General features: G+C 63.4%; 28 protein-coding genes. 26 read left to right on the top strand and 2 right to left on the bottom strand.

The window, feature by feature from the left end:
* The first annotated feature begins 7 nt into the window (after window positions 1-7).
* The 23 genes from rpsS (at window position 8) to rplQ (ending at window position 13,216) form a co-directional block, all read left to right on the top strand.
* On the top strand, window positions 8-286 hold the full coding sequence (gene rpsS, locus RPS27_RS28660; protein ID WP_008136357.1) for a 30S ribosomal protein S19: 279 nt from the start codon (window positions 8-10) through the stop codon (window positions 284-286).
* A 10-nt stretch (window positions 287-296) separates the two neighbouring features.
* Window positions 297-683 (top strand): 50S ribosomal protein L22, encoded by a 387-nt coding sequence (gene rplV, locus RPS27_RS28655; protein WP_008136353.1) that lies wholly within the window; start codon window positions 297-299, stop codon window positions 681-683.
* Window positions 684-700: 17 nt separating this feature from the next.
* The gene (gene rpsC, locus RPS27_RS28650; RefSeq protein ID WP_092294149.1) at window positions 701-1,426 is read left to right on the top strand and encodes a 30S ribosomal protein S3; all 726 of its coding nucleotides are present in this window, start codon (window positions 701-703) and stop codon (window positions 1,424-1,426) included.
* A 30-nt stretch (window positions 1,427-1,456) separates the two neighbouring features.
* Entirely contained in the window at window positions 1,457-1,870 is a 414-nt protein-coding gene (gene rplP / locus RPS27_RS28645; RefSeq protein WP_008136349.1) for a 50S ribosomal protein L16, read from the top strand.
* Window positions 1,871-1,875: 5 nt separating this feature from the next.
* Complete coding sequence (gene rpmC, locus RPS27_RS28640; protein ID WP_011088144.1) at window positions 1,876-2,082, top strand: 50S ribosomal protein L29; 207 nt, start codon at window positions 1,876-1,878, stop codon at window positions 2,080-2,082.
* A 13-nt stretch (window positions 2,083-2,095) separates the two neighbouring features.
* Window positions 2,096-2,344, top strand: coding sequence for a 30S ribosomal protein S17 (gene rpsQ, locus RPS27_RS28635; protein WP_097658742.1), 249 nt, complete (start codon window positions 2,096-2,098; stop codon window positions 2,342-2,344).
* An 83-nt stretch (window positions 2,345-2,427) separates the two neighbouring features.
* A complete protein-coding gene (gene rplN / locus RPS27_RS28630) occupies window positions 2,428-2,796 on the top strand; it encodes a 50S ribosomal protein L14 (RefSeq protein ID WP_007603030.1) in 369 nt (122 codons plus the stop codon).
* Entirely contained in the window at window positions 2,796-3,110 is a 315-nt protein-coding gene (gene rplX / locus RPS27_RS28625; RefSeq protein ID WP_007603031.1) for a 50S ribosomal protein L24, read from the top strand. Before rplN ends, rplX begins: the two co-directional genes overlap by 1 nt.
* Window positions 3,103-3,660: a 50S ribosomal protein L5 gene (gene rplE, locus RPS27_RS28620; RefSeq protein WP_018322267.1), complete on the top strand. Its 558-nt coding sequence runs from the start codon at window positions 3,103-3,105 to the stop codon at window positions 3,658-3,660. The genes rplX and rplE overlap by 8 nt, the downstream gene beginning before the upstream one ends.
* Window positions 3,661-3,706: 46 nt before the next feature.
* A complete protein-coding gene (rpsN, locus tag RPS27_RS28615) occupies window positions 3,707-4,012 on the top strand; it encodes a 30S ribosomal protein S14 (RefSeq protein ID WP_018322268.1) in 306 nt (101 codons plus the stop codon).
* A gap of 14 nt (window positions 4,013-4,026) precedes the next feature.
* Window positions 4,027-4,425: a 30S ribosomal protein S8 gene (gene rpsH, locus RPS27_RS28610; protein ID WP_194402788.1), complete on the top strand. Its 399-nt coding sequence runs from the start codon at window positions 4,027-4,029 to the stop codon at window positions 4,423-4,425.
* Between the two features lie 16 nt (window positions 4,426-4,441).
* Window positions 4,442-4,975, top strand: a complete 534-nt coding sequence (gene rplF / locus RPS27_RS28605; protein ID WP_027549201.1) for a 50S ribosomal protein L6 — start codon at window positions 4,442-4,444, stop codon at window positions 4,973-4,975.
* An 11-nt stretch (window positions 4,976-4,986) separates the two neighbouring features.
* Entirely contained in the window at window positions 4,987-5,349 is a 363-nt protein-coding gene (rplR, locus tag RPS27_RS28600) for a 50S ribosomal protein L18 (protein WP_007603036.1), read from the top strand.
* Between the two features lie 47 nt (window positions 5,350-5,396).
* Window positions 5,397-5,990 carry a 30S ribosomal protein S5 gene (gene rpsE / locus RPS27_RS28595; RefSeq protein ID WP_025036985.1) on the top strand — a complete coding sequence of 198 codons (594 nt, stop codon included), beginning with the start codon at window positions 5,397-5,399 and terminating at the stop codon, window positions 5,988-5,990.
* A 23-nt stretch (window positions 5,991-6,013) separates the two neighbouring features.
* Window positions 6,014-6,208 (top strand): 50S ribosomal protein L30, encoded by a 195-nt coding sequence (gene rpmD / locus RPS27_RS28590; RefSeq protein ID WP_011088137.1) that lies wholly within the window; start codon window positions 6,014-6,016, stop codon window positions 6,206-6,208.
* A 75-nt stretch (window positions 6,209-6,283) separates the two neighbouring features.
* Window positions 6,284-6,769 (top strand): 50S ribosomal protein L15, encoded by a 486-nt coding sequence (rplO, locus tag RPS27_RS28585; RefSeq protein WP_194402787.1) that lies wholly within the window; start codon window positions 6,284-6,286, stop codon window positions 6,767-6,769.
* Window positions 6,770-7,000: 231 nt separating this feature from the next.
* Complete coding sequence (gene secY / locus RPS27_RS28580) at window positions 7,001-8,332, top strand: preprotein translocase subunit SecY (RefSeq protein ID WP_211419183.1); 1,332 nt, start codon at window positions 7,001-7,003, stop codon at window positions 8,330-8,332.
* A gap of 12 nt (window positions 8,333-8,344) precedes the next feature.
* Window positions 8,345-9,556 (top strand): preprotein translocase subunit SecY, encoded by a 1,212-nt coding sequence (locus RPS27_RS28575; RefSeq protein ID WP_313754740.1) that lies wholly within the window; start codon window positions 8,345-8,347, stop codon window positions 9,554-9,556.
* Window positions 9,553-10,464, top strand: a complete 912-nt coding sequence (locus RPS27_RS28570) for an adenylate kinase (RefSeq protein WP_313754739.1) — start codon at window positions 9,553-9,555, stop codon at window positions 10,462-10,464. The genes RPS27_RS28575 and RPS27_RS28570 overlap by 4 nt, the downstream gene beginning before the upstream one ends.
* A gap of 185 nt (window positions 10,465-10,649) precedes the next feature.
* A complete protein-coding gene (gene rpsM, locus RPS27_RS28565; RefSeq protein ID WP_008549231.1) occupies window positions 10,650-11,018 on the top strand; it encodes a 30S ribosomal protein S13 in 369 nt (122 codons plus the stop codon).
* Between the two features lie 124 nt (window positions 11,019-11,142).
* Entirely contained in the window at window positions 11,143-11,532 is a 390-nt protein-coding gene (rpsK, locus tag RPS27_RS28560) for a 30S ribosomal protein S11 (RefSeq protein WP_007603045.1), read from the top strand.
* Window positions 11,533-11,646: 114 nt separating this feature from the next.
* Entirely contained in the window at window positions 11,647-12,678 is a 1,032-nt protein-coding gene (locus RPS27_RS28555; RefSeq protein WP_194402784.1) for a DNA-directed RNA polymerase subunit alpha, read from the top strand.
* A 121-nt stretch (window positions 12,679-12,799) separates the two neighbouring features.
* Window positions 12,800-13,216: a 50S ribosomal protein L17 gene (rplQ, locus tag RPS27_RS28550; protein WP_011088131.1), complete on the top strand. Its 417-nt coding sequence runs from the start codon at window positions 12,800-12,802 to the stop codon at window positions 13,214-13,216.
* A gap of 80 nt (window positions 13,217-13,296) precedes the next feature.
* Here the strand turns inward: rplQ and RPS27_RS28545 are convergent, their stop codons facing one another.
* Entirely contained in the window at window positions 13,297-14,274 is a 978-nt protein-coding gene (locus RPS27_RS28545) for a tripartite tricarboxylate transporter substrate binding protein (protein ID WP_212068464.1), read from the bottom strand.
* Between the two features lie 202 nt (window positions 14,275-14,476).
* On the opposite strand from RPS27_RS28545, the gene RPS27_RS28540 reads away from it, so the two are divergent.
* Window positions 14,477-15,265, top strand: a complete 789-nt coding sequence (locus tag RPS27_RS28540; RefSeq protein WP_212068465.1) for an SDR family NAD(P)-dependent oxidoreductase — start codon at window positions 14,477-14,479, stop codon at window positions 15,263-15,265.
* A gap of 8 nt (window positions 15,266-15,273) precedes the next feature.
* Complete coding sequence (locus tag RPS27_RS28535; protein ID WP_313754738.1) at window positions 15,274-15,570, top strand: DUF1330 domain-containing protein; 297 nt, start codon at window positions 15,274-15,276, stop codon at window positions 15,568-15,570.
* A 101-nt stretch (window positions 15,571-15,671) separates the two neighbouring features.
* Here the strand turns inward: RPS27_RS28535 and RPS27_RS28530 are convergent, their stop codons facing one another.
* Window positions 15,672-16,685 carry a zinc-binding alcohol dehydrogenase family protein gene (locus RPS27_RS28530; RefSeq protein ID WP_313754737.1) on the bottom strand — a complete coding sequence of 338 codons (1,014 nt, stop codon included), beginning with the start codon at window positions 16,683-16,685 and terminating at the stop codon, window positions 15,672-15,674.
* A 121-nt stretch (window positions 16,686-16,806) separates the two neighbouring features.
* On the opposite strand from RPS27_RS28530, the gene RPS27_RS28525 reads away from it, so the two are divergent.
* Window positions 16,807-17,190, top strand: coding sequence for a winged helix-turn-helix transcriptional regulator (locus RPS27_RS28525; RefSeq protein ID WP_259212502.1), 384 nt, complete (start codon window positions 16,807-16,809; stop codon window positions 17,188-17,190).
* The last annotated feature ends 67 nt before the right edge of the window (window positions 17,191-17,257 follow it).

The raw sequence follows: 17,257 nt of genomic DNA, 5'->3' as shown, positions 1-17,257 counted from the left end.
GCCGGACATGGTTCGTTCAGTCTGGAAAGGCCCGTTCGTCGAGGGTTCTCTGCTCAAGAAGGCAGATGCCGCGCGCGCGTCCGGCCGTCACGACGTCATCAAGATCTGGAGCCGTCGCTCGACGATCCTGCCGCAGTTCGTCGGCCTGACCTTCGGCGTCTACAACGGTCAGAAGCACGTACCGGTCGCCGTCAACGAGGAAATGGTGGGTCACAAGTTCGGCGAGTTCTCGCCGACCCGGACCTTCCATGGCCACTCCGGCGACAAGAAAGCCAAGAAGGCTTGAGGATTAAACGATGAGCAAACCTAAGCGCGAACGGAGCCTCGCCGAGAACGAGGCCAAGGCGGTCGCCCGGATGCTGCGGGTGAGCCCGCAGAAGCTCAACCTGGTCGCCCAGCTCATTCGCGGCCGGAAGGCGGCTGCTGCGCTCGCCGACCTGCAGTTTTCGCGTAAGCGGATCGCGGTCGACGTGAAGAAGTGCCTGGAATCGGCTATCGCCAACGCCGAGAACAACCACGACCTCGACGTCGACGATCTCGTCGTGGCGCAGGCCTTCGTCGGCAACGGCCTCGTGATGAAGCGCTTCGCCGCTCGCGGCCGCGGCCGTTCGGGCCGTGTCTACAAACCATTTTCGCAGCTGACGATCATCGTTCGTCAGGTCGAAGCTGAAGCCGCCGCTTAAGGGCGCAGGAGAACACGATGGGTCAAAAGATCAATCCGATCGGTCTGCGCCTTGGCATCAACCGTACCTGGGATTCCCGCTGGTTCGCCGGCAAGCAGGAATACGGCAAGCTGCTGCACGAGGACGTCAAGATCCGTGAGATCCTGCACAAGGAGCTCAAGCAGGCGGCCGTCGCCCGCATCGTGATCGAGCGTCCGCACAAGAAGTGCCGCGTCACCATCCACTCGGCCCGTCCGGGCGTGGTGATCGGCAAGAAGGGCGCCGACATCGACAAGCTTCGCAAGAAGGTTGCGGACATCACCTCGTCCGACGTCGTCATCAACATCGTCGAGATCCGCAAGCCGGAGCTCGACGCGACACTGGTGGCCGAGTCGATCGCGCAGCAGCTGGAGCGCCGCGTGGCGTTCCGCCGCGCCATGAAGCGCGCCGTGCAGTCGGCGATGCGTCTCGGTGCGGAAGGCATCCGCATCAACTGCTCGGGTCGTCTGGGCGGTGCGGAAATCGCGCGCATGGAGTGGTACCGCGAAGGTCGCGTGCCGCTGCACACGCTGCGCGCCGACATCGACTACGGCGTTGCGACCGCGTTCACGACCTTCGGCACCTGCGGCGTCAAGGTCTGGATCTTCAAGGGCGAGATCCTCGAGCACGATCCGATGGCCCAGGACAAGAGAATGGCCGAAGGCGAGACGGGTGGTAGCAGCGATCGTGGTGGCCGTCAGCGCCGCGATACGGCTGCAGCCTAAAGCCGCACAGGAATTTGAGGGCTCAAAGCCATGATGCAACCTAAGAAAACGAAGTTCCGGAAGGCGCATAAGGGCCGCATCCACGGCGTCGCGTCTTCAGGCGCGACGTTGGCGTTCGGCCAGTTCGGCCTGAAGGCGACCGAGCCTGAGCGCGTCACCGCGCGTCAGATCGAAGCCGCTCGCCGCGCGCTGACCCGCCACATGAAGCGCGCCGGCCGCGTCTGGATCCGCGTATTCCCCGACGTTCCGGTGTCGAAGAAGCCGGCCGAAGTCCGCATGGGCTCCGGCAAGGGTTCGCCGGAATTGTGGGTGGCGCGCGTCAAGCCGGGCCGGGTGCTGTTCGAGATCGACGGCGTTAACACCCAGACGGCGCGTGAGGCGCTGACCCTGGCGGCCGCCAAGCTGCCGATCAAGACGCGCTTCGTCGAGCGCATTGCGGAGTAATGGCCATGGCCCAGATGAAGATCGAAGACATCCGCGCGATGAGCCCCGACCAGCAGGATGACGCCATCCTGAACCTGAAGAAGGAGCGCTTCAACCTGCGCTTCCAGCGTGCCACCGGGCAGCTCGAGAACACCTCGCGCCTGCGCGAGGCTCGCCGTGACATCGCCCGGATCAAGACCGTCGCCGCGCAGACGCGCGCGAAGAAGAAGTAAGAGGCTTACGAAGATGCCGAAACGTACTTTGCAGGGCGTGGTCGTCAGCGACAAGCAAGCCAAGACCATCGTGGTGCGCGTTGATCGCCGCTTCACGCACCCGATCTACAAGAAGACGATCCGCCGTTCGAAGAACTACCACGCGCACGACGAGAGCAACCAGTTCAAGCCGGGCGACATGGTGTGGATCGAGGAATCGAAGCCGATTTCGAAGTTGAAGCGCTGGGTCGTGATCCGGGGCGAACACAAGAAAAGCGCCTGATCTGTTGGCTTTAGCCGACTGACTTCAGGGAAATGTTGAGCGCCGGCTGGGCTGGCGCAAATAGAAGAGGACGAGGTGCATCAATGATTCAGATGCAGACCAACCTCGACGTGGCCGACAATTCTGGCGCACGCCGTGTCATGTGTATCAAGGTGCTCGGGGGCTCCAAGCGCCGCTACGCCACGATCGGCGACATCATCGTCGTCTCGATCAAGGAAGCAATTCCGCGTGGCAAGGTGAAGAAGGGCGACGTGATGAAGGCCGTCGTGGTGCGCGTCCGCAAGGACATCCGCCGCGCCGACGGTTCGGTCATCCGCTTCGACCGCAACGCCGCCGTTCTGATCAACAACCAGTCCGAGCCGGTCGGCACCCGTATCTTCGGGCCCGTGCCGCGCGAGCTGCGCGCCAAGAACCACATGAAGATCATCTCGCTCGCGCCGGAGGTGCTGTGATGGCTGCGAAGATCCGCAAGGGCGACAAGGTCGTCGTGCTGACCGGTCGCGACAAGGGCCGCACCGGCGAAGTGTTCGAAGTGCGTCCCGACGCCGGTACGGCGCTGGTGCGCGGCATCAACATGGTCAAGCGTCACCAGAAGCAGACGCAGGCCCAGGAGGGCGGCATCATCTCGAAGGAGTCGCCGATCCAACTGTCCAACATCGCGTATGTCGGCAAGGACGGAAAGCCGACCCGCGTCGGATTCAAGATTCTGGCGGACGGCAAGAAGGTCCGCATCGCCAAGAGTTCGGGAGCTGAGATCGATGGCTGAGGCCGCTTACACGCCGCGCCTGCGCGCGGAATACGATGCGAAGATCCGCACGGCCATGACCGAGAAGTTCGGTTATGAGAACGTCATGCAGGTTCCTCGCCTGGACAAGGTCGTGCTGAACATGGGCGTTGGCGACAGCGTCAATGACCGCAAGAAGGCCGAGACCGCCGCTGCCGAGCTGACCCAGATCGCCGGCCAGAAGGCGATCGTGACCTATTCGCGGATCGCGATCGCGACCTTCAAGCTGCGTGAGAACCAGCCGATCGGCTGCAAGGTCACGCTGCGCAAGGCCCACATGTACGAGTTCATCGATCGCCTGGTGACGGTCGCGCTGCCGCGCGTCCGCGACTTCCGCGGCCTGAACCCGAAGAGTTTCGACGGCCGCGGCAACTACTCGCTCGGCATCAAGGAACACATCATTTTCCCCGAGATCGACTTCGACAAGGTCACGGAAGCCCGCGGCATGGACATCACCGTCTGCACCACGGCCAAGACCGACGAAGAGGCGAGGGCCTTGTTGACCGCTTTCAATTTCCCGTTCCGGCAGTGAGACGCTGACCTAGAGCCTCTCAAACGCGGATACCCAGGAGCCAAGCATGGCAAAGAAGAGTTCAGTCGAGAAGAACAACCGGCGCAAGCGGATGGTGAAGAACGCCGCCGCCAAGCGCGAGCGGTTGAAGGCGATCATCGCCGACAAGAAGCTGCCGATGGAGGAGCGTTTCGCTGCGACGTTGAAGCTGGCCGAAATGCCGCGCAACTCGTCGGCGACCCGCATCCGCCTGCGTTGCGAGCTGTCGGGCCGCCCGCGCTCGAACTACCGCAAGAACAAGTTGTCCCGTATCGCGCTGCGCGAACTTGGCTCCAAGGGCATGGTCCCGGGCCTCGTGAAGTCCAGCTGGTAAGGAGGGTCGTTTAGATGTCTACGCACGATCCAATCAGCGATCTGATCACCCGTATCCGCAACGCGCAGATGCGCGCGAAGACCAAGGTCTCCACGCCCGGCTCGAAGATGCGCGAGAACGTCCTCGAGGTCCTCAAGACCGAGGGCTACATCCGCGGCTACGCCACGCTCGAGCATTCCTCGGGCCGCAGCGAGATCGAGATCGAGCTGAAGTATTTCGACGGCGAGCCCGTCATCCGCGAGATCGAACGTGTCTCCAAGCCCGGGCGTCGCGTGTACGCCTCGGTGAAGAACCTGCCGCGGGTCAACAATGGGCTCGGCATTTCGGTGTTGTCGACGCCGAAGGGGATCATGGCCGACCACAGCGCGCGCGACGCGAATGTGGGCGGTGAAGTCCTCTTCACGGTGTTCTGAGAAGGATTTTTGATCCATGTCACGTGTTGGCAAAAGGCCTGTGGCGGTTCCGTCGGGTGTGACCGCGACCGTTGATGGGCAGACCGTCAAGATGAAGGGCCCGAAGGGCCAGCTTCAGTTCGTCGTCCATGACGACGTCGAGGTGAAGCTCGAGAACGGCCAGGTGAAGGTGAACCCGCGGGTCGAGACCAATCGCGCGCGGGCGCTGTACGGCACCGCTCGCGCCCAGGTCGCGAATCTGGTCGAAGGCGTCACCAAGGGCTTCGAGAAGAAGCTCGAGATCACCGGCGTCGGTTACCGCGCCGCGATGCAGGGCAAGAACCTGCAGCTCGCGCTCGGTTACAGCCACGATGTGGTCTATGCGATCCCGGAAGGGATCACGATCACGGTGCCGAAGCCGACCGAGATCACGGTGACCGGCAGCGACATCCAGCGCGTCGGCCAGGTCGCGGCCGAGATCCGCAGCTATCGCCCGCCGGAGCCCTACAAGGGCAAGGGTGTGAAGTATGTTGGCGAATTCATCTTCCGCAAGGAAGGCAAGAAGAAGTAACGGAGCCGGTCATGTCCAAAGCCAAGGTTACGAATGCCCGGCGCAAGCGGAGTGTGCGGCTGAAGCTGCGCCGCTCCGGTGGTGGCCGTCCGCGTCTGTCGGTGTTCCGCTCGTCGAAGCACATCTACGCCCAGGTCATCGACGACCTGAAGGGCGAGACGCTGGCCTCTGCCTCGTCGCTGGAGAAGTCGATGCGCGACGGCGGCAAGACCGGCGCCGACATCGATGCGGCGAAGGCGGTCGGCAAGCTGCTGGCCGAGCGCGCCGCCGAGAAGGGCGTCAAGGAAGTCGTGTTCGATCGCGGCAGCTATCTCTATCACGGGCGCGTCAAGGCTCTCGCCGACGCCGCGCGTGAGAGCGGGCTGAGCTTCTAACGGAATTTGAGGATTGAGGCGTAAGCCTCTGAAGGATTGGAAAAACCATGGCAGAACGCGAACAGCGTGGTGGACGCGATCAACGCGGCGGCGGACGTGAACGCAGGGAGCGCGAGGAGCGCGACAGCGAGTTCGTCGACAAGCTCGTCCACATCAACCGCGTGGCCAAGGTCGTCAAAGGCGGCAAGCGCTTCGGTTTCGCAGCGCTGGTCGTGATCGGCGACCAGAAGGGCCGCGCCGGCTTCGGTCACGGCAAGGCGCGCGAAGTGCCGGAGGCGATCCGCAAGGCCACCGAGTCCGCCAAGCGCAACCTGACCCGCGTGTCGCTGCGCGAGGGCCGCACGCTGCATCACGACATCGCCGGCCGTCATGGCGCGGGCCGTGTCTACCTGCGTGCAGCTCCGGCCGGTACCGGCATCATCGCCGGCGGTCCGATGCGCGCCGTGTTCGAGACGCTCGGCGTCCAGGACGTGGTGGCCAAGTCGATCGGCTCGTCGAACCCCTACAACATGGTTCGCGCAACCTTCGACGCGCTGAAGCATCAGGATTCGCCGCGTTCGGTCGCAGCCCGCCGCAACATCAAGGTGTCCACTCTGCAGTCGCGCCGTATCGGTGGCGATGCCGAGGCGGCTGCCGACTAACGACAGCTTTGGAGCAGACTCCCATGGCCAAGGCCGCAAAGACGATCAAGCTCGAGCAGACCGGCAGCGCGATCCGCCGCCATCACTCGCAGCGCTCGACGCTGATCGGGCTCAAGCTCAACAAGATCGGCCGCACCAGCGAACTGCCGGATACCCCGGCAGTCCGCGGCATGATCGAGAAGGTTCACCATCTCGTCCGCATCGTCGACGAGAAGTAAGCAAAGGCGCGTGATCCCGAGAGCGGGCTACCCGTTCTCGGCGAAGATCAGGCGCAAGAAACAAGGAGAAGGGCGATGAAGCTCAGCGATATCGCCGACAACGCCGGCTCGCGCAAGAAGCGTATGCGCGTCGGCCGCGGCATCGGTTCGGGCAAGGGCAAGCAGTCCGGCCGCGGCGGCAAGGGCCAGACCGCGCGTTCGGGCGTGCGCATCAAGGGTTTCGAAGGCGGCCAGATGCCGATGCATCGCCGCCTGCCCAAGCGCGGCTTCAACAACATCTTCCGCGTCGAGTTCGCCGAGATCAATCTCGACCGGCTCCAGGAAGCGGTCGATGCCAAGAAGATCGACGCCGGCAGCGTCGTGAACGTCGAGGCCCTGGTGAAGGGCGGCGTGCTGCGCCGCGCCAAGGCCGGCCTGCGGCTGCTCGGCCGTGGCGAGCTCAAGTCCAAGCTCAACATCGAAGTGCACGGCGCCACCAAGACCGCGATCGAAGCGGTCGAGAAGGCCGGCGGCTCGGTGAAGATCCTCGCCCCTGCCAAGGAAGAAGGCGAGGCGGCGTAACAACTGCGTCATTGGCCCGCGGCTCGCGGGCCTTTACGCATGCGGGACGTGGACTTATCGAAGCCGAGCCCCAGATAATGTCCGGCATCCGCGAGAGCATGATCCGGAAAAGTGTGACGCGGTTTTCCGGAAAGATCATGCTCAAACGATAGCCTGAAGCGCGATATCATCGCGCTTTAGTAGCCCGGCCGCGGGCATGACGGCGCAATAGGCGGCGGGAGAAAGTCCAAGATGGCCTCTGCAGCGGAACAACTGGCAGCCAATCTCAATTTCGGTGCGTTTGCCAAGGCTGACGAACTGAAGAAGCGCATCTGGTTCACACTGGGTGCGCTGCTCGTTTATCGGCTCGGGACCTACATCCCGCTTCCCGGCATCGATCCCAATATCTGGGAGCAGGTGTTCCGCTCCCAGGCGGGCGGCATCCTCGGCATGTTCAACATGTTCGCCGGCGGCGGCATCCACCGCATGGCGATCTTCGCGCTGAACATCATGCCGTATATCTCGGCCTCGATCATCATCCAGCTCCTCACCACCGTCTCGCCGCAGCTCGAGGCGCTGAAGAAGGAAGGCGAGTCGGGCCGCAAGCTGCTGAACCAGTACACCCGCTATCTCACCGTGATCCTGGCCGCGTTCCAGTCCTACGGCATCGCGGTGGGTCTAGAGGGCGCCGGCAACGTCGTCAGCGACCCCGGCCTGTTCTTCCGCCTGTCGACCGCGATCACGCTGACCGGCGGCACCATGTTCCTGATGTGGCTGGGCGAGCAGATCACCTCGCGCGGCATCGGCAACGGTATCTCGCTGATCATTCTCGCCGGTATCGTCGCCGAGCTGCCCGCAGCGCTCGCCAACATGCTCGAGCTCGGCCGTCAGGGCGCGATGTCGACCGGCCTGATCCTGGTCGTCATCGTCATGGCGGTCGCCGTGATCGCCTTCATCGTGTTCATGGAGCGCGCGCAGCGCCGCCTCCTGATCCAGTATCCGAAGCGCCAGGTCGGCAACAAGATGTTCGAGGGCCAGTCCTCGCATCTACCGCTCAAGCTGAACACCTCCGGCGTGATCCCGCCGATCTTCGCATCCTCGCTGCTGCTGCTGCCGACCACGGTCGCGAACTTCAATGCGGGCAGTGGGCCGGAGTGGTTCCAGTGGATCACCACGCAGCTCGGCCACGGCCGTCCGCTGTTCCTGATCATGTATCTGGCGCTGATCGTGTTCTTCGCCTTCTTCTACACCGCGATCGTGTTCAACCCGACCGAGACCGCGGACAATCTGAAGAAGCATGGCGGCTTCATTCCGGGCATCCGTCCCGGCGAGCGCACCGCGGAATATATCGACTACGTGCTCTCGCGCATCACCGTGCTGGGCGCGATTTATCTCGCGATCGTCTGCTTGATCCCGGAGATCCTGATCTCCTACGCCTCGGTGCCGTTCTATTTCGGCGGCACCTCGCTGCTGATCGTCGTCAGCGTCACCATGGATACGGTGGCACAGGTGCAGGGCTATCTTTTGGCGCACCAGTATGAAGGCCTGATCCGCAAGTCGAAGCTGCGCGGCCGCCGCAGGTAAGCCCGCCCGCAAATGACCATCGAGCTCGCGCGCCGCATCGCTATCACGATCGGCGCGCTTCTCGTTTTCAGGCTGGGCACGCAGATCCCGATTCCCGGGGTTGATGTCTTCGATGTCTCGCCGACGCTGGATCTCGTCTCCCGGCTCTCGATCTTTGCGCTGGGCCTCATTCCTTATCTGACGGCAGCAATCCTGATCCGGCTGCTGTCCGTAGTGTGGCGTCGCCTGAATTCCCTCGAGCGATCAGGCGAGCGCGGACGGCGCAAGATTGCGCGTGCCACGCTTGGCCTGACGCTCGGACTTACAGCCTTTCAAGCCTACGGCTTCGCCTCGGCGCTCACGTCGATCCCGGGCCTCGTCAGGAATCCCGGCGGCTGGTTCGTGATGACGGCCTCGGCCTCGTTGGTCGGTGGCGTCTTCGTGCTGGTTTGGCTCAGCGAGCAGATCACACGCCACGGCATCGGGAACGGCCTGGCGCTGATCCTGAGCGCCGGCTTTCTGGTCGCGATCCCGCAAAACATCGCCGGCATCATGGATGCTTTCCGGCAGGGCATGATCTCGGGTAGCCTCGTCCTCGGCCATGCCGTGTTCTGGGTCGCGGCCGTTGTCGTGATCGTGCTCGTCGAAGGGGCGCGGCGAAATATCCAGGTCCGGTTCGCCGCACGCAACGTCGGCTCGCGGCAACTGCCGGGACGGGATGCGACGCTGTCGATCAAGCTCAACAGCGCCGGGTTCTTGCTTCCGGCCACCGTGGCGCCCTGGATTTTCTTTCTGCCGCTTGCCTTTGCCGGCTTCGTTCTGGGCAGCGATCATCCGCTGGTCGCGGCGGCGTATCAGCATCTTCAGCTGGGCCAGCCGCTGCACATGATTCTGGTGTCGATCGCGGTGTTCGCGCTCGCCTTCATCTACACGGCCTATGTCGTCGATCCCGAGTACACGGCGAAATCTCTGGCGCAGCGTGACGGTATCATTCCCGGGGTCGCGCCCGGCGAGGAAACGGCTGCCCATCTCGATCGCGTCGTGTCATTGACGACGGTCGTCGGAGCCGTCTACCTGACTGCGTTGCAGTTGATTCCGGAGGTGTTCGAGCTTTACGGGATCGGACTGCCTTATAGTATGGTCGTCAATGGTGGTGCGGCGGTGGTAGTGGTTTGCACTGCTCTTGATATCAAAACACAGGTGCGCGACGTATCGCTCACCAATCCGGGGGGCGTACGCCGATGAGAATTATACTTCTGGGACCGCCGGGGTCGGGCAAGGGGACCCAGGCGCAGCTCTTGGTGCAGCGTTATGGCATCGTCCAGCTCTCGACCGGCGAGATGCTGCGTGCCGCGGTTGCGGCCGGAACGCCGGTCGGGCTGAAGGCCAAGGAGATCATGGCCAGCGGCGGCCTCGTGCCCGACGAGGTCGTGGTCGGAATCATCTCCGACCGGATCGACCAGCCGGACGCCCGGAACGGCTTCATCCTCGACGGCTTCCCGCGCACCGTGCCGCAGGCCGAAGCTCTGGACGAGTTGCTGAGGAACAAGCGCCTCAAGCTTGACGCCGTGATCGAGCTTCGCGTCAACGAAAGCGCGCTTCTGAACCGCGTCGAGACCCGCGTCGCCCAGATGCGGGAGCGCGGGGAGGAAGTCCGACTCGATGACACCCCGGAGGTCCTGACCAAGCGGCTGGCCAGCTACCGCAGCCAGACGGAACCGCTGATTCACTACTATTCCGAGCGGCGGAAGCTCTCGACCATCGACGGTATGATGGCCATCGACGAGGTCACCCGCGCCATCGACCGCCAGCTGCAGGCTCTAGGGACGGTCGAGCCCGCGACCCGCGCCAAGAGCGTAGCCAAGGCGGCGCCGGCCAAAAAGGCGAGGGCGGCCAAGGCAGCGACCCCAAGGGCCGCCAAAAAGCCGGCGAAAGCGGCCAAAAAGCCCGCCAAATCGGCGGAAAAGGCCGCCAAGGCGGTAAAGGGCCCGAAGGCAGCCAAGAAGACTGTCAAGAAAGCCGTCAAGAAGGCCGGCAAGAAAGCCGGTAGGAAAGCAGCGAAAAAGGCCGCCAAAAAGACCGCGAAGAAGGCCGTCAAAAAGGGTGCCAGGAAGGCTGCAAAAAAGGTCACGAAAAAGCGAGCCAAGCGCTAGCAGCGGTTGACGAAAGCCCCTGGAATCCCCTAATAAGCCCCGCATCCAAGTCGGATAGTTTCAGACGATGCCGGGCCCCAGGAAGACCGGGGGAGGGCGTCGTGTTCGCGTTTGTGAACACCTGCCCGAGAACACAAGCACTTAAAGCCCGGTCCTGACGAGGATCGGCAACAGGAGAGAAGGCCGTGGCCCGTATTGCCGGCGTGAACATTCCCACCAACAAGCGCGTGCTGATCGCGCTCCAGTACATCCATGGCATCGGTCAGAAGATCGCCGGTGAGATCCTGGAAAAGGTGAAGATCCCCGTGGATCGTCGCGTCAATCAGCTCAGCGACGCTGAAGTGCTCCAGATCCGCGAAGTGATCGACCGCGACTATCTCGTCGAGGGCGACCTGCGCCGTGAAGTCGGCATCAACATCAAGCGTCTGATGGACCTCGGCTGCTATCGCGGTCTGCGTCATCGTCGCGGTCTGCCGGTGCGCGGCCAGCGTACCCACACCAATGCGCGTACGCGCAAGGGTCCGGCGAAGGCCATCGCCGGCAAGAAGAAGTAAGTTTTCGAATCCAATCACGGTGTGTGGCGAACACGGGCATGACCCGTTCGCCACGCGCTTTTCGTTCCACAGGTGTAGCCGCTGGCATTACGGCGGCGTTTGAGATCTCCAGGAAAGGTACTCAATGGGTAAGGAAGCCACCCGCGTTCGTCGTCGTGAGCGCAAGAACATCGCCTCCGGCGTCGCGCATGTGAACTCGTCGTTCAACAACACGACCATCACCATCACCGACGCGCAGGGCAACACGATTGCCTGGTCTTCCGCCGGCACGATGGGCTTCAAGGGCTCGCGCAAGTCGACCCCGTACGCCGCGCAGGTTGCCGCCGAGGACGTGTCGAAGAAGGCGCAGGAGCACGGCATGCGCACGCTGGAAGTCGAAGTCGCCGGTCCCGGTTCGGGCCGCGAATCGGCGCTCCGCGCGCTTCAGGCCGCCGGCTTCACCGTCACCTCGATCCGCGACGTGACCACGATCCCGCACAACGGTTGCCGTCCGCGCAAGCGTCGTCGCGTTTGATTTTTTACGAGTTGCGGGCGCATCGCGCCCGCAATGACTTTGCAAGAAGCCGCGGGTGCGACCTGCGGCCTTTCTCCAACGCCAGTATTTGATGCCTCAAATTGGCTGGCCTGTATGGGTGAAACAGTGACGATCCAGAAAAATTGGCAAGAACTGATTCGGCCGAACAAGCTCCAGGTGATGCCTGGCAGCGATTCCTCGCGTTTCGCAACCATCGTCGCCGAGCCGCTCGAGCGCGGCTTCGGCCAGACCCTCGGCAACGCGCTGCGCCGCATCCTGCTCTCCTCGCTCCAGGGCGCGGCGGTGCAGTCGGTGCACATCGACGGCGTGCTGCACGAGTTCTCCTCGATCGCGGGCGTCCGTGAGGACGTCACCGACATCGTGCTCAACATCAAGGACATCTCGATCAAGATGCAGGGCGAAGGCCCCAAGCGCATGGTCGTGAAGAAGCAGGGCCCCGGCGTTGTCACCGCCGGTGACATCCAGACCGTCGGCGATGTCGTCGTGCTCAACCCGGACCTGCAGATCTGCACCCTCGACGAGGGCGCGGAGATCCGCATGGAGTTCACGGTCGCGACCGGCAAGGGCTACGTGCCCGCCGAGCGCAACCGTCCCGAGGATGCGCCGATCGGCCTGATCCCGGTCGACAGCCTGTACTCGCCGGTCCGCAAGGTCTCCTACAAGGTCGAGAACACCCGCGAGGGCCAGATCCTCGACTACGACAAGCTGACCATGACGATCGAGACCAACGGCGCGATCTCGCCGGATGACTCGGTGGCTTATGCCGCCCGCATCCTGCAGGATCAGCTCAACGTGTTCGTCAACTTCGAAGAGCCGCGCAAGGAAGTCGCCCAGGAGATCATCCCGGACCTCGCCTTCAACCCGGCCTTCCTCAAGAAGGTGGACGAGCTCGAGCTGTCGGTGCGTTCGGCCAACTGCTTGAAGAACGACAACATCGTCTACATCGGCGACCTCGTGCAGAAGAGCGAAGCGGAAATGCTCCGCACCCCGAACTTCGGCCGCAAGTCGCTGAACGAGATCAAGGAAGTGCTGGCCCAGATGGGTCTGCATCTCGGCATGGAAGTGCCGGGCTGGCCGCCGGAGAACATCGACGAGCTCGCCAAGCGCTTCGAGGATCATTACTGATCTGACTTCACCGTGACGGCCGGCGTCCCCGGCCGTCATTTTTATGGGCGAACGCAGGAAGCCCACCTGAGCAACTGGTCCGACGAACCGTCGCGGCAGTTCTAACGTAAGGAATAGTTACATGCGTCACGGCAAGGTTCATCGGAAGCTCAACCGCACGGCCGAGCATCGCCGCGCGATGTTCGCCAACATGGCGGCCGCGCTGATCAAGCACGAGCAGATCGTCACCACGCTGCCCAAGGCCAAGGAGCTTCGCCCGATCGTCGAGAAGCTCGTGACCCTCGGCAAGAAGGGCGGGCTGGCCATGCGCCGCCAGGCCATCTCCGAGATGCGCGACAAGGATCAGGTCAAGAAGCTGTTTGACGTCCTGGCGACCCGCTACAAGGACCGCCAGGGCGGCTACACCCGCATCATCAAGGCCGGCTTCCGCTATGGCGACAACGCCGCGATGGCGGTGATTGAGTTCGTCGATCGCGACGTCGATGCCAAGGGCCAGGATTCCGGCCCGGTGCAGGAGAAGGAAGCCGAGGCGGCGTAAGCCACTCAGCGGATACGGATTGAAAACGGCGCCCTCGGGCGCCGTTTTTGTTGTTGGGACTGGCGCAGATTCGCCGGGGACTATTCCTCCTTGATCCCCGCCTTTTGCGCGATGTCCTTCATTTCGGCGGTCTCCTTGCCGATGGCGCCCGCCCAATCGCTATAACGCGCGAAGCCGGGCTCGAAGCCGACCTTGGTGAAGCGCTCGATGACGGACGGGCTGCCGATGATCTCCTCCAGCGTCGCCGACAGCTTGTCGCGAACGGACGGCGGCAACCCCTTCGGCGCGACCACCGCTCCCCAGGACGCGAAATCGATGTTGCCATAGCCGAGCTCGGCCAGCGTCGGCACGTCGGGCAGGTACGGCGTGCGCTTGCCCGAGAACACGGCGAGCACCTTGACGGTGCCGGCCTCGATCTGCGGCTTGACCGCGATCACCGTGTCGACGTGGTACTGGATGTGCTTGCCGATGAGGTCGTTCATCGCCGGCGCGCTACCCTTGTAGGGCAGGTGGACCATCTTGATCCCCGCCGCCGACTTGAACAATTCGCCGGCAAAATGCGAGACGGTCGCGACGCCAAAGGATGCCAGCGAGAGCTTGTCGGGATTGGCCTTGGCTTCAGCGACGAGCGCGGCCACGTCCTTGACCGGATTGTCCTGGTAGGTGACTAGCGCCAGCGTGATCTTGCCAGTTTGGCCGATCGGCTCGAAATCCTTGGCGGCGTCGTAGGGCACGCTTTCCTTAACGGCCGCCGGCAGCGTGAAGCTCGAGTTCGAGCTGAAGAACAGGGTGTATCCGTCAGGCGCCGCTCGCGCGACCTCCTTGGCGGCAATCGTGGTGCCGCCGCCGGGGCGGTTCATGATGATCACGGGCTTGCCGAGCCGCGTCTCCAGTTCGCCGCCGATGATGCGCGCCACCACGTCGGAGGCGCCGCCGGGCGGGAAGGGGACGATCAATTGCAGCGGTTTGTCCGGATAGACCGCTTGAGCCGGCGCGGGCGAGTTGCCGCCGATCAGGCCGAGCAACCCGAGCGCAACAGTGAGGGCGGTTCTCTTCATCGCTTGGTCCTTCCGTGTTCGCATGAGCAAAGATGCCCGGGTGTGGCTAGCAATAATCGTTCCATCTGCGATCGAGACTGGTTGTATGCCTCCCTCGCTGCACCCGGAACAGCTCGTGACCGTCTCACCGATTGGTGAGCGCCAATTGCGGCGCGGTCCATCGCGTCCGATATTCCCCTCACCGATTTGATGGAGATACTACATGAACATCGACCTTTCCGGAAAAACCGCGCTGGTGACGGGCTCGACCGCCGGCATCGGCCATGCCATCGCCAAGGGCCTTGCAGCCTCCGGCGCCAGCGTCGTGATCAACGGGCGCGGCCAGGACAAAGTCGATGCGGCCGTGCGCAAGCTGGAAGGGGCCGGCGCCAAGGTCCGCGGCATCGCCGCCGACGTCTCGACCGCTTCGGGCTGCAAGGCGCTCGTTTCGGCGCTGCCGGACGTCGACATCCTCGTCAACAATGCCGGCATTTTCGAGCCGAAGGACTTCTTCGACATTCCCGACGAGGACTGGAGCCGCTTCTTCGAGGTCAACGTGATGAGCGGCGTGCGGTTGTCGCGCGCCTACCTGAAGGGCATGCTCAAGCGCAATTGGGGCCGCATCGTCTTCATCTCCTCGGAGTCCGGCCTCAACATTCCCGTCGAGATGATCCATTACGGCATGACCAAGACGGCCCAGCTCTCGGTCGCCCGCGGTCTGGCGCAGCTCACGCGCGGCACCGGTGTCACCGTCAACTCCGTGCTGCCGGGCCCGACCATGTCGGAGGGCGTCGAGACTTTCGTGAAGGATCTCGCCAAGCAGAACGGACAGTCCGTGGACGAGGCCGCCGCCAACTTCGTCAAGCAGCATCGCCCGAGCTCTCTGCTCCAGCGTTTCGCCGGCGTCGACGAGATCGCCAACATGGTGGTGTATGTCGCCTCGAAGCAGGCATCTGCCACCAACGGCGCGGCGCTTCGCGCGGAAGGCGGTATCGTCAACACCATTGCCTGAGGTCGTGCATGACAGCCTATGTGATCTCCGAAGTCGAGATGCGCGACGCGGACGACTTTGAAGCCTATCGCGCGCTCGCCGCGAAGACGATCGCGCAGTACGGCGGACATTACCTCGTCCGTGGCGGCAAGGCCGAGCTTGTCGAAGGCAACCTTCCACCGAAGGCCGTCATCATCGTCGAATTCGAATCGATGGCGCGGTTGAAGGAATGGTACGCCTCGCCGGAATATGCCGAGGCGCTGAAGCTGCGGCAGACGGCGCTGGAGCGGCGGCTGCTGTTCGTCGAGGGCGTGGCAGAAACGTAAAGGCTTTCCGTCATGGCCGGGCTTGTCCCGGCCATCCACGTGTCGCCGCGGATTAAACGTGGATGCCCGGGACAAGCCCGGGCATGCGGAGTGTGCGTCGCCTACCACCCCTCCAGCACGATCTTGCCGCGCGATTTTCCGCTCTCCAGGAGAGCATGCGCGCGCTTGAGGTTGGCAGCGTTGATCGTGCCGAAGGTCTGGTCGAGCGTGGTGCGCAGCACGCCCTTGTCGATGAGGTCGGAGACGTCGTTCAGCAGATGATGCTGCGCAATCATGTCCGGCGTCTGGAACGAGGAGCGCGTGAACATCGATTCCCAGTGCACCGAGATCGCCTTGCCCTTGAAGGTGCTCATGGTGAACTCCGGCGGATCGTCGATCAGGCCGAACCTGCCCTGCGGCGCCATGAAGTCCGCGATCGCCTTGTAGTGCTGGTCGGTGAAGGTGAGGCTCGCCACCAGCGCGACCGGCGGCAGCTTCAGTTTCTCGATCTGCTCCTTCATCGGCTTGCCGTGGTCGATCACGGCATGCGCGCCGAGATCGAGGCACCATTTTTGCGATTCCGGCCGCGTCGCCGTCGCGAGCACCGTGAGGCCGGTGAGGCGGCGCGCGAGCTGGATCAGGATCGAGCCGACGCCGCCGGCGCCGCCCGTGATCAGAAGCGTCCGCGGATCAACGCTCTTGCCGGGCACCGCGCCGAGCCGGTCGAACAGCAATTCCCAGGCGGTGATGGAGGTGAGGGGAAGGGCGGCCGCTTGCGCGAAGGACAGGCTCTTCGGCTTGTTGCCGACGATGCGTTCGTCGACCAGATGGAATTCGGAATTGGTGCCCTGGCGCAGGATCGAGCCCGCGTAATACACCTCGTCGCCCGGCTTGAACAGCGTGACCTCCGGCCCGACGGCATCGACCACGCCGGCTGCGTCATAGCCCAGGATCTTGGTCTCGCCCTCGGGCGGCGCTGCGCGCTTGCGCACCTTGTAATCAACCGGATTGGCCGAGATCGCTTTCACGGCGACGCGGAGGTCGCGCCCCCGGGGTTCGGGTTTTGCAGTCTCGAAATCAATCAGCGAATTCGCGTCCTCGATCGGAAGCGATTTTGTGTAGCCGACGGCCTTCATGGCTTGTCTCCATCAGATGGCGTGCTCGCCTGCCGTCCTAACTGTCGCTCTGGCTCCAATTTGGCAAGTACTGTAAATTCGGGGATATAGTCCCTGTTTGGATACTATTGGGAAAACACGCATGAAAAGGCGCGACTTTGCCCGGCGCCCGGGCTGCTCAGTCGAGGCGACGCTGGATCTGATCGACGGCAAGTGGAAGGGCGTGATCCTCTATCATCTGCAGGGCGGCACCCAGCGCTTCGGCGAATTGCGCCGCCGGATGCCCGGGATCACCCAGCGCATGCTGACGAAACAGCTTCGTGCGCTGGAGGAGGACAAGCTCGTCATCCGCAAGGTCTATGCGGAGGTGCCGCCGCGCGTGGAGTATTGTCTTTCCGAGCTCGGCGAGAGCCTCAGGCCGGTGATCGATATATTGAAGGCCTGGGGCGAGAACCATCAACGGCTCCTGTCCTGCGGGGCTGCGCCTGAAATGGAGCCGGTCAAGAAGCGTAAGCGCGCAGCCTAGGTCGGGAACATCTGTCGCGCGACAATGGATGCGCGGTCATCGTTTGGCACGAGGCAAATGGCCGGTC

The organism is Bradyrhizobium sp. WYCCWR 12699 (assembly GCF_032144035.1).
GTDB lineage: Bacteria > Pseudomonadota > Alphaproteobacteria > Rhizobiales > Xanthobacteraceae > Bradyrhizobium.
The sequence above is the reverse complement of the archived record's forward strand: the minus strand, read 5'-3'. Positions and strand labels throughout refer to the sequence as shown.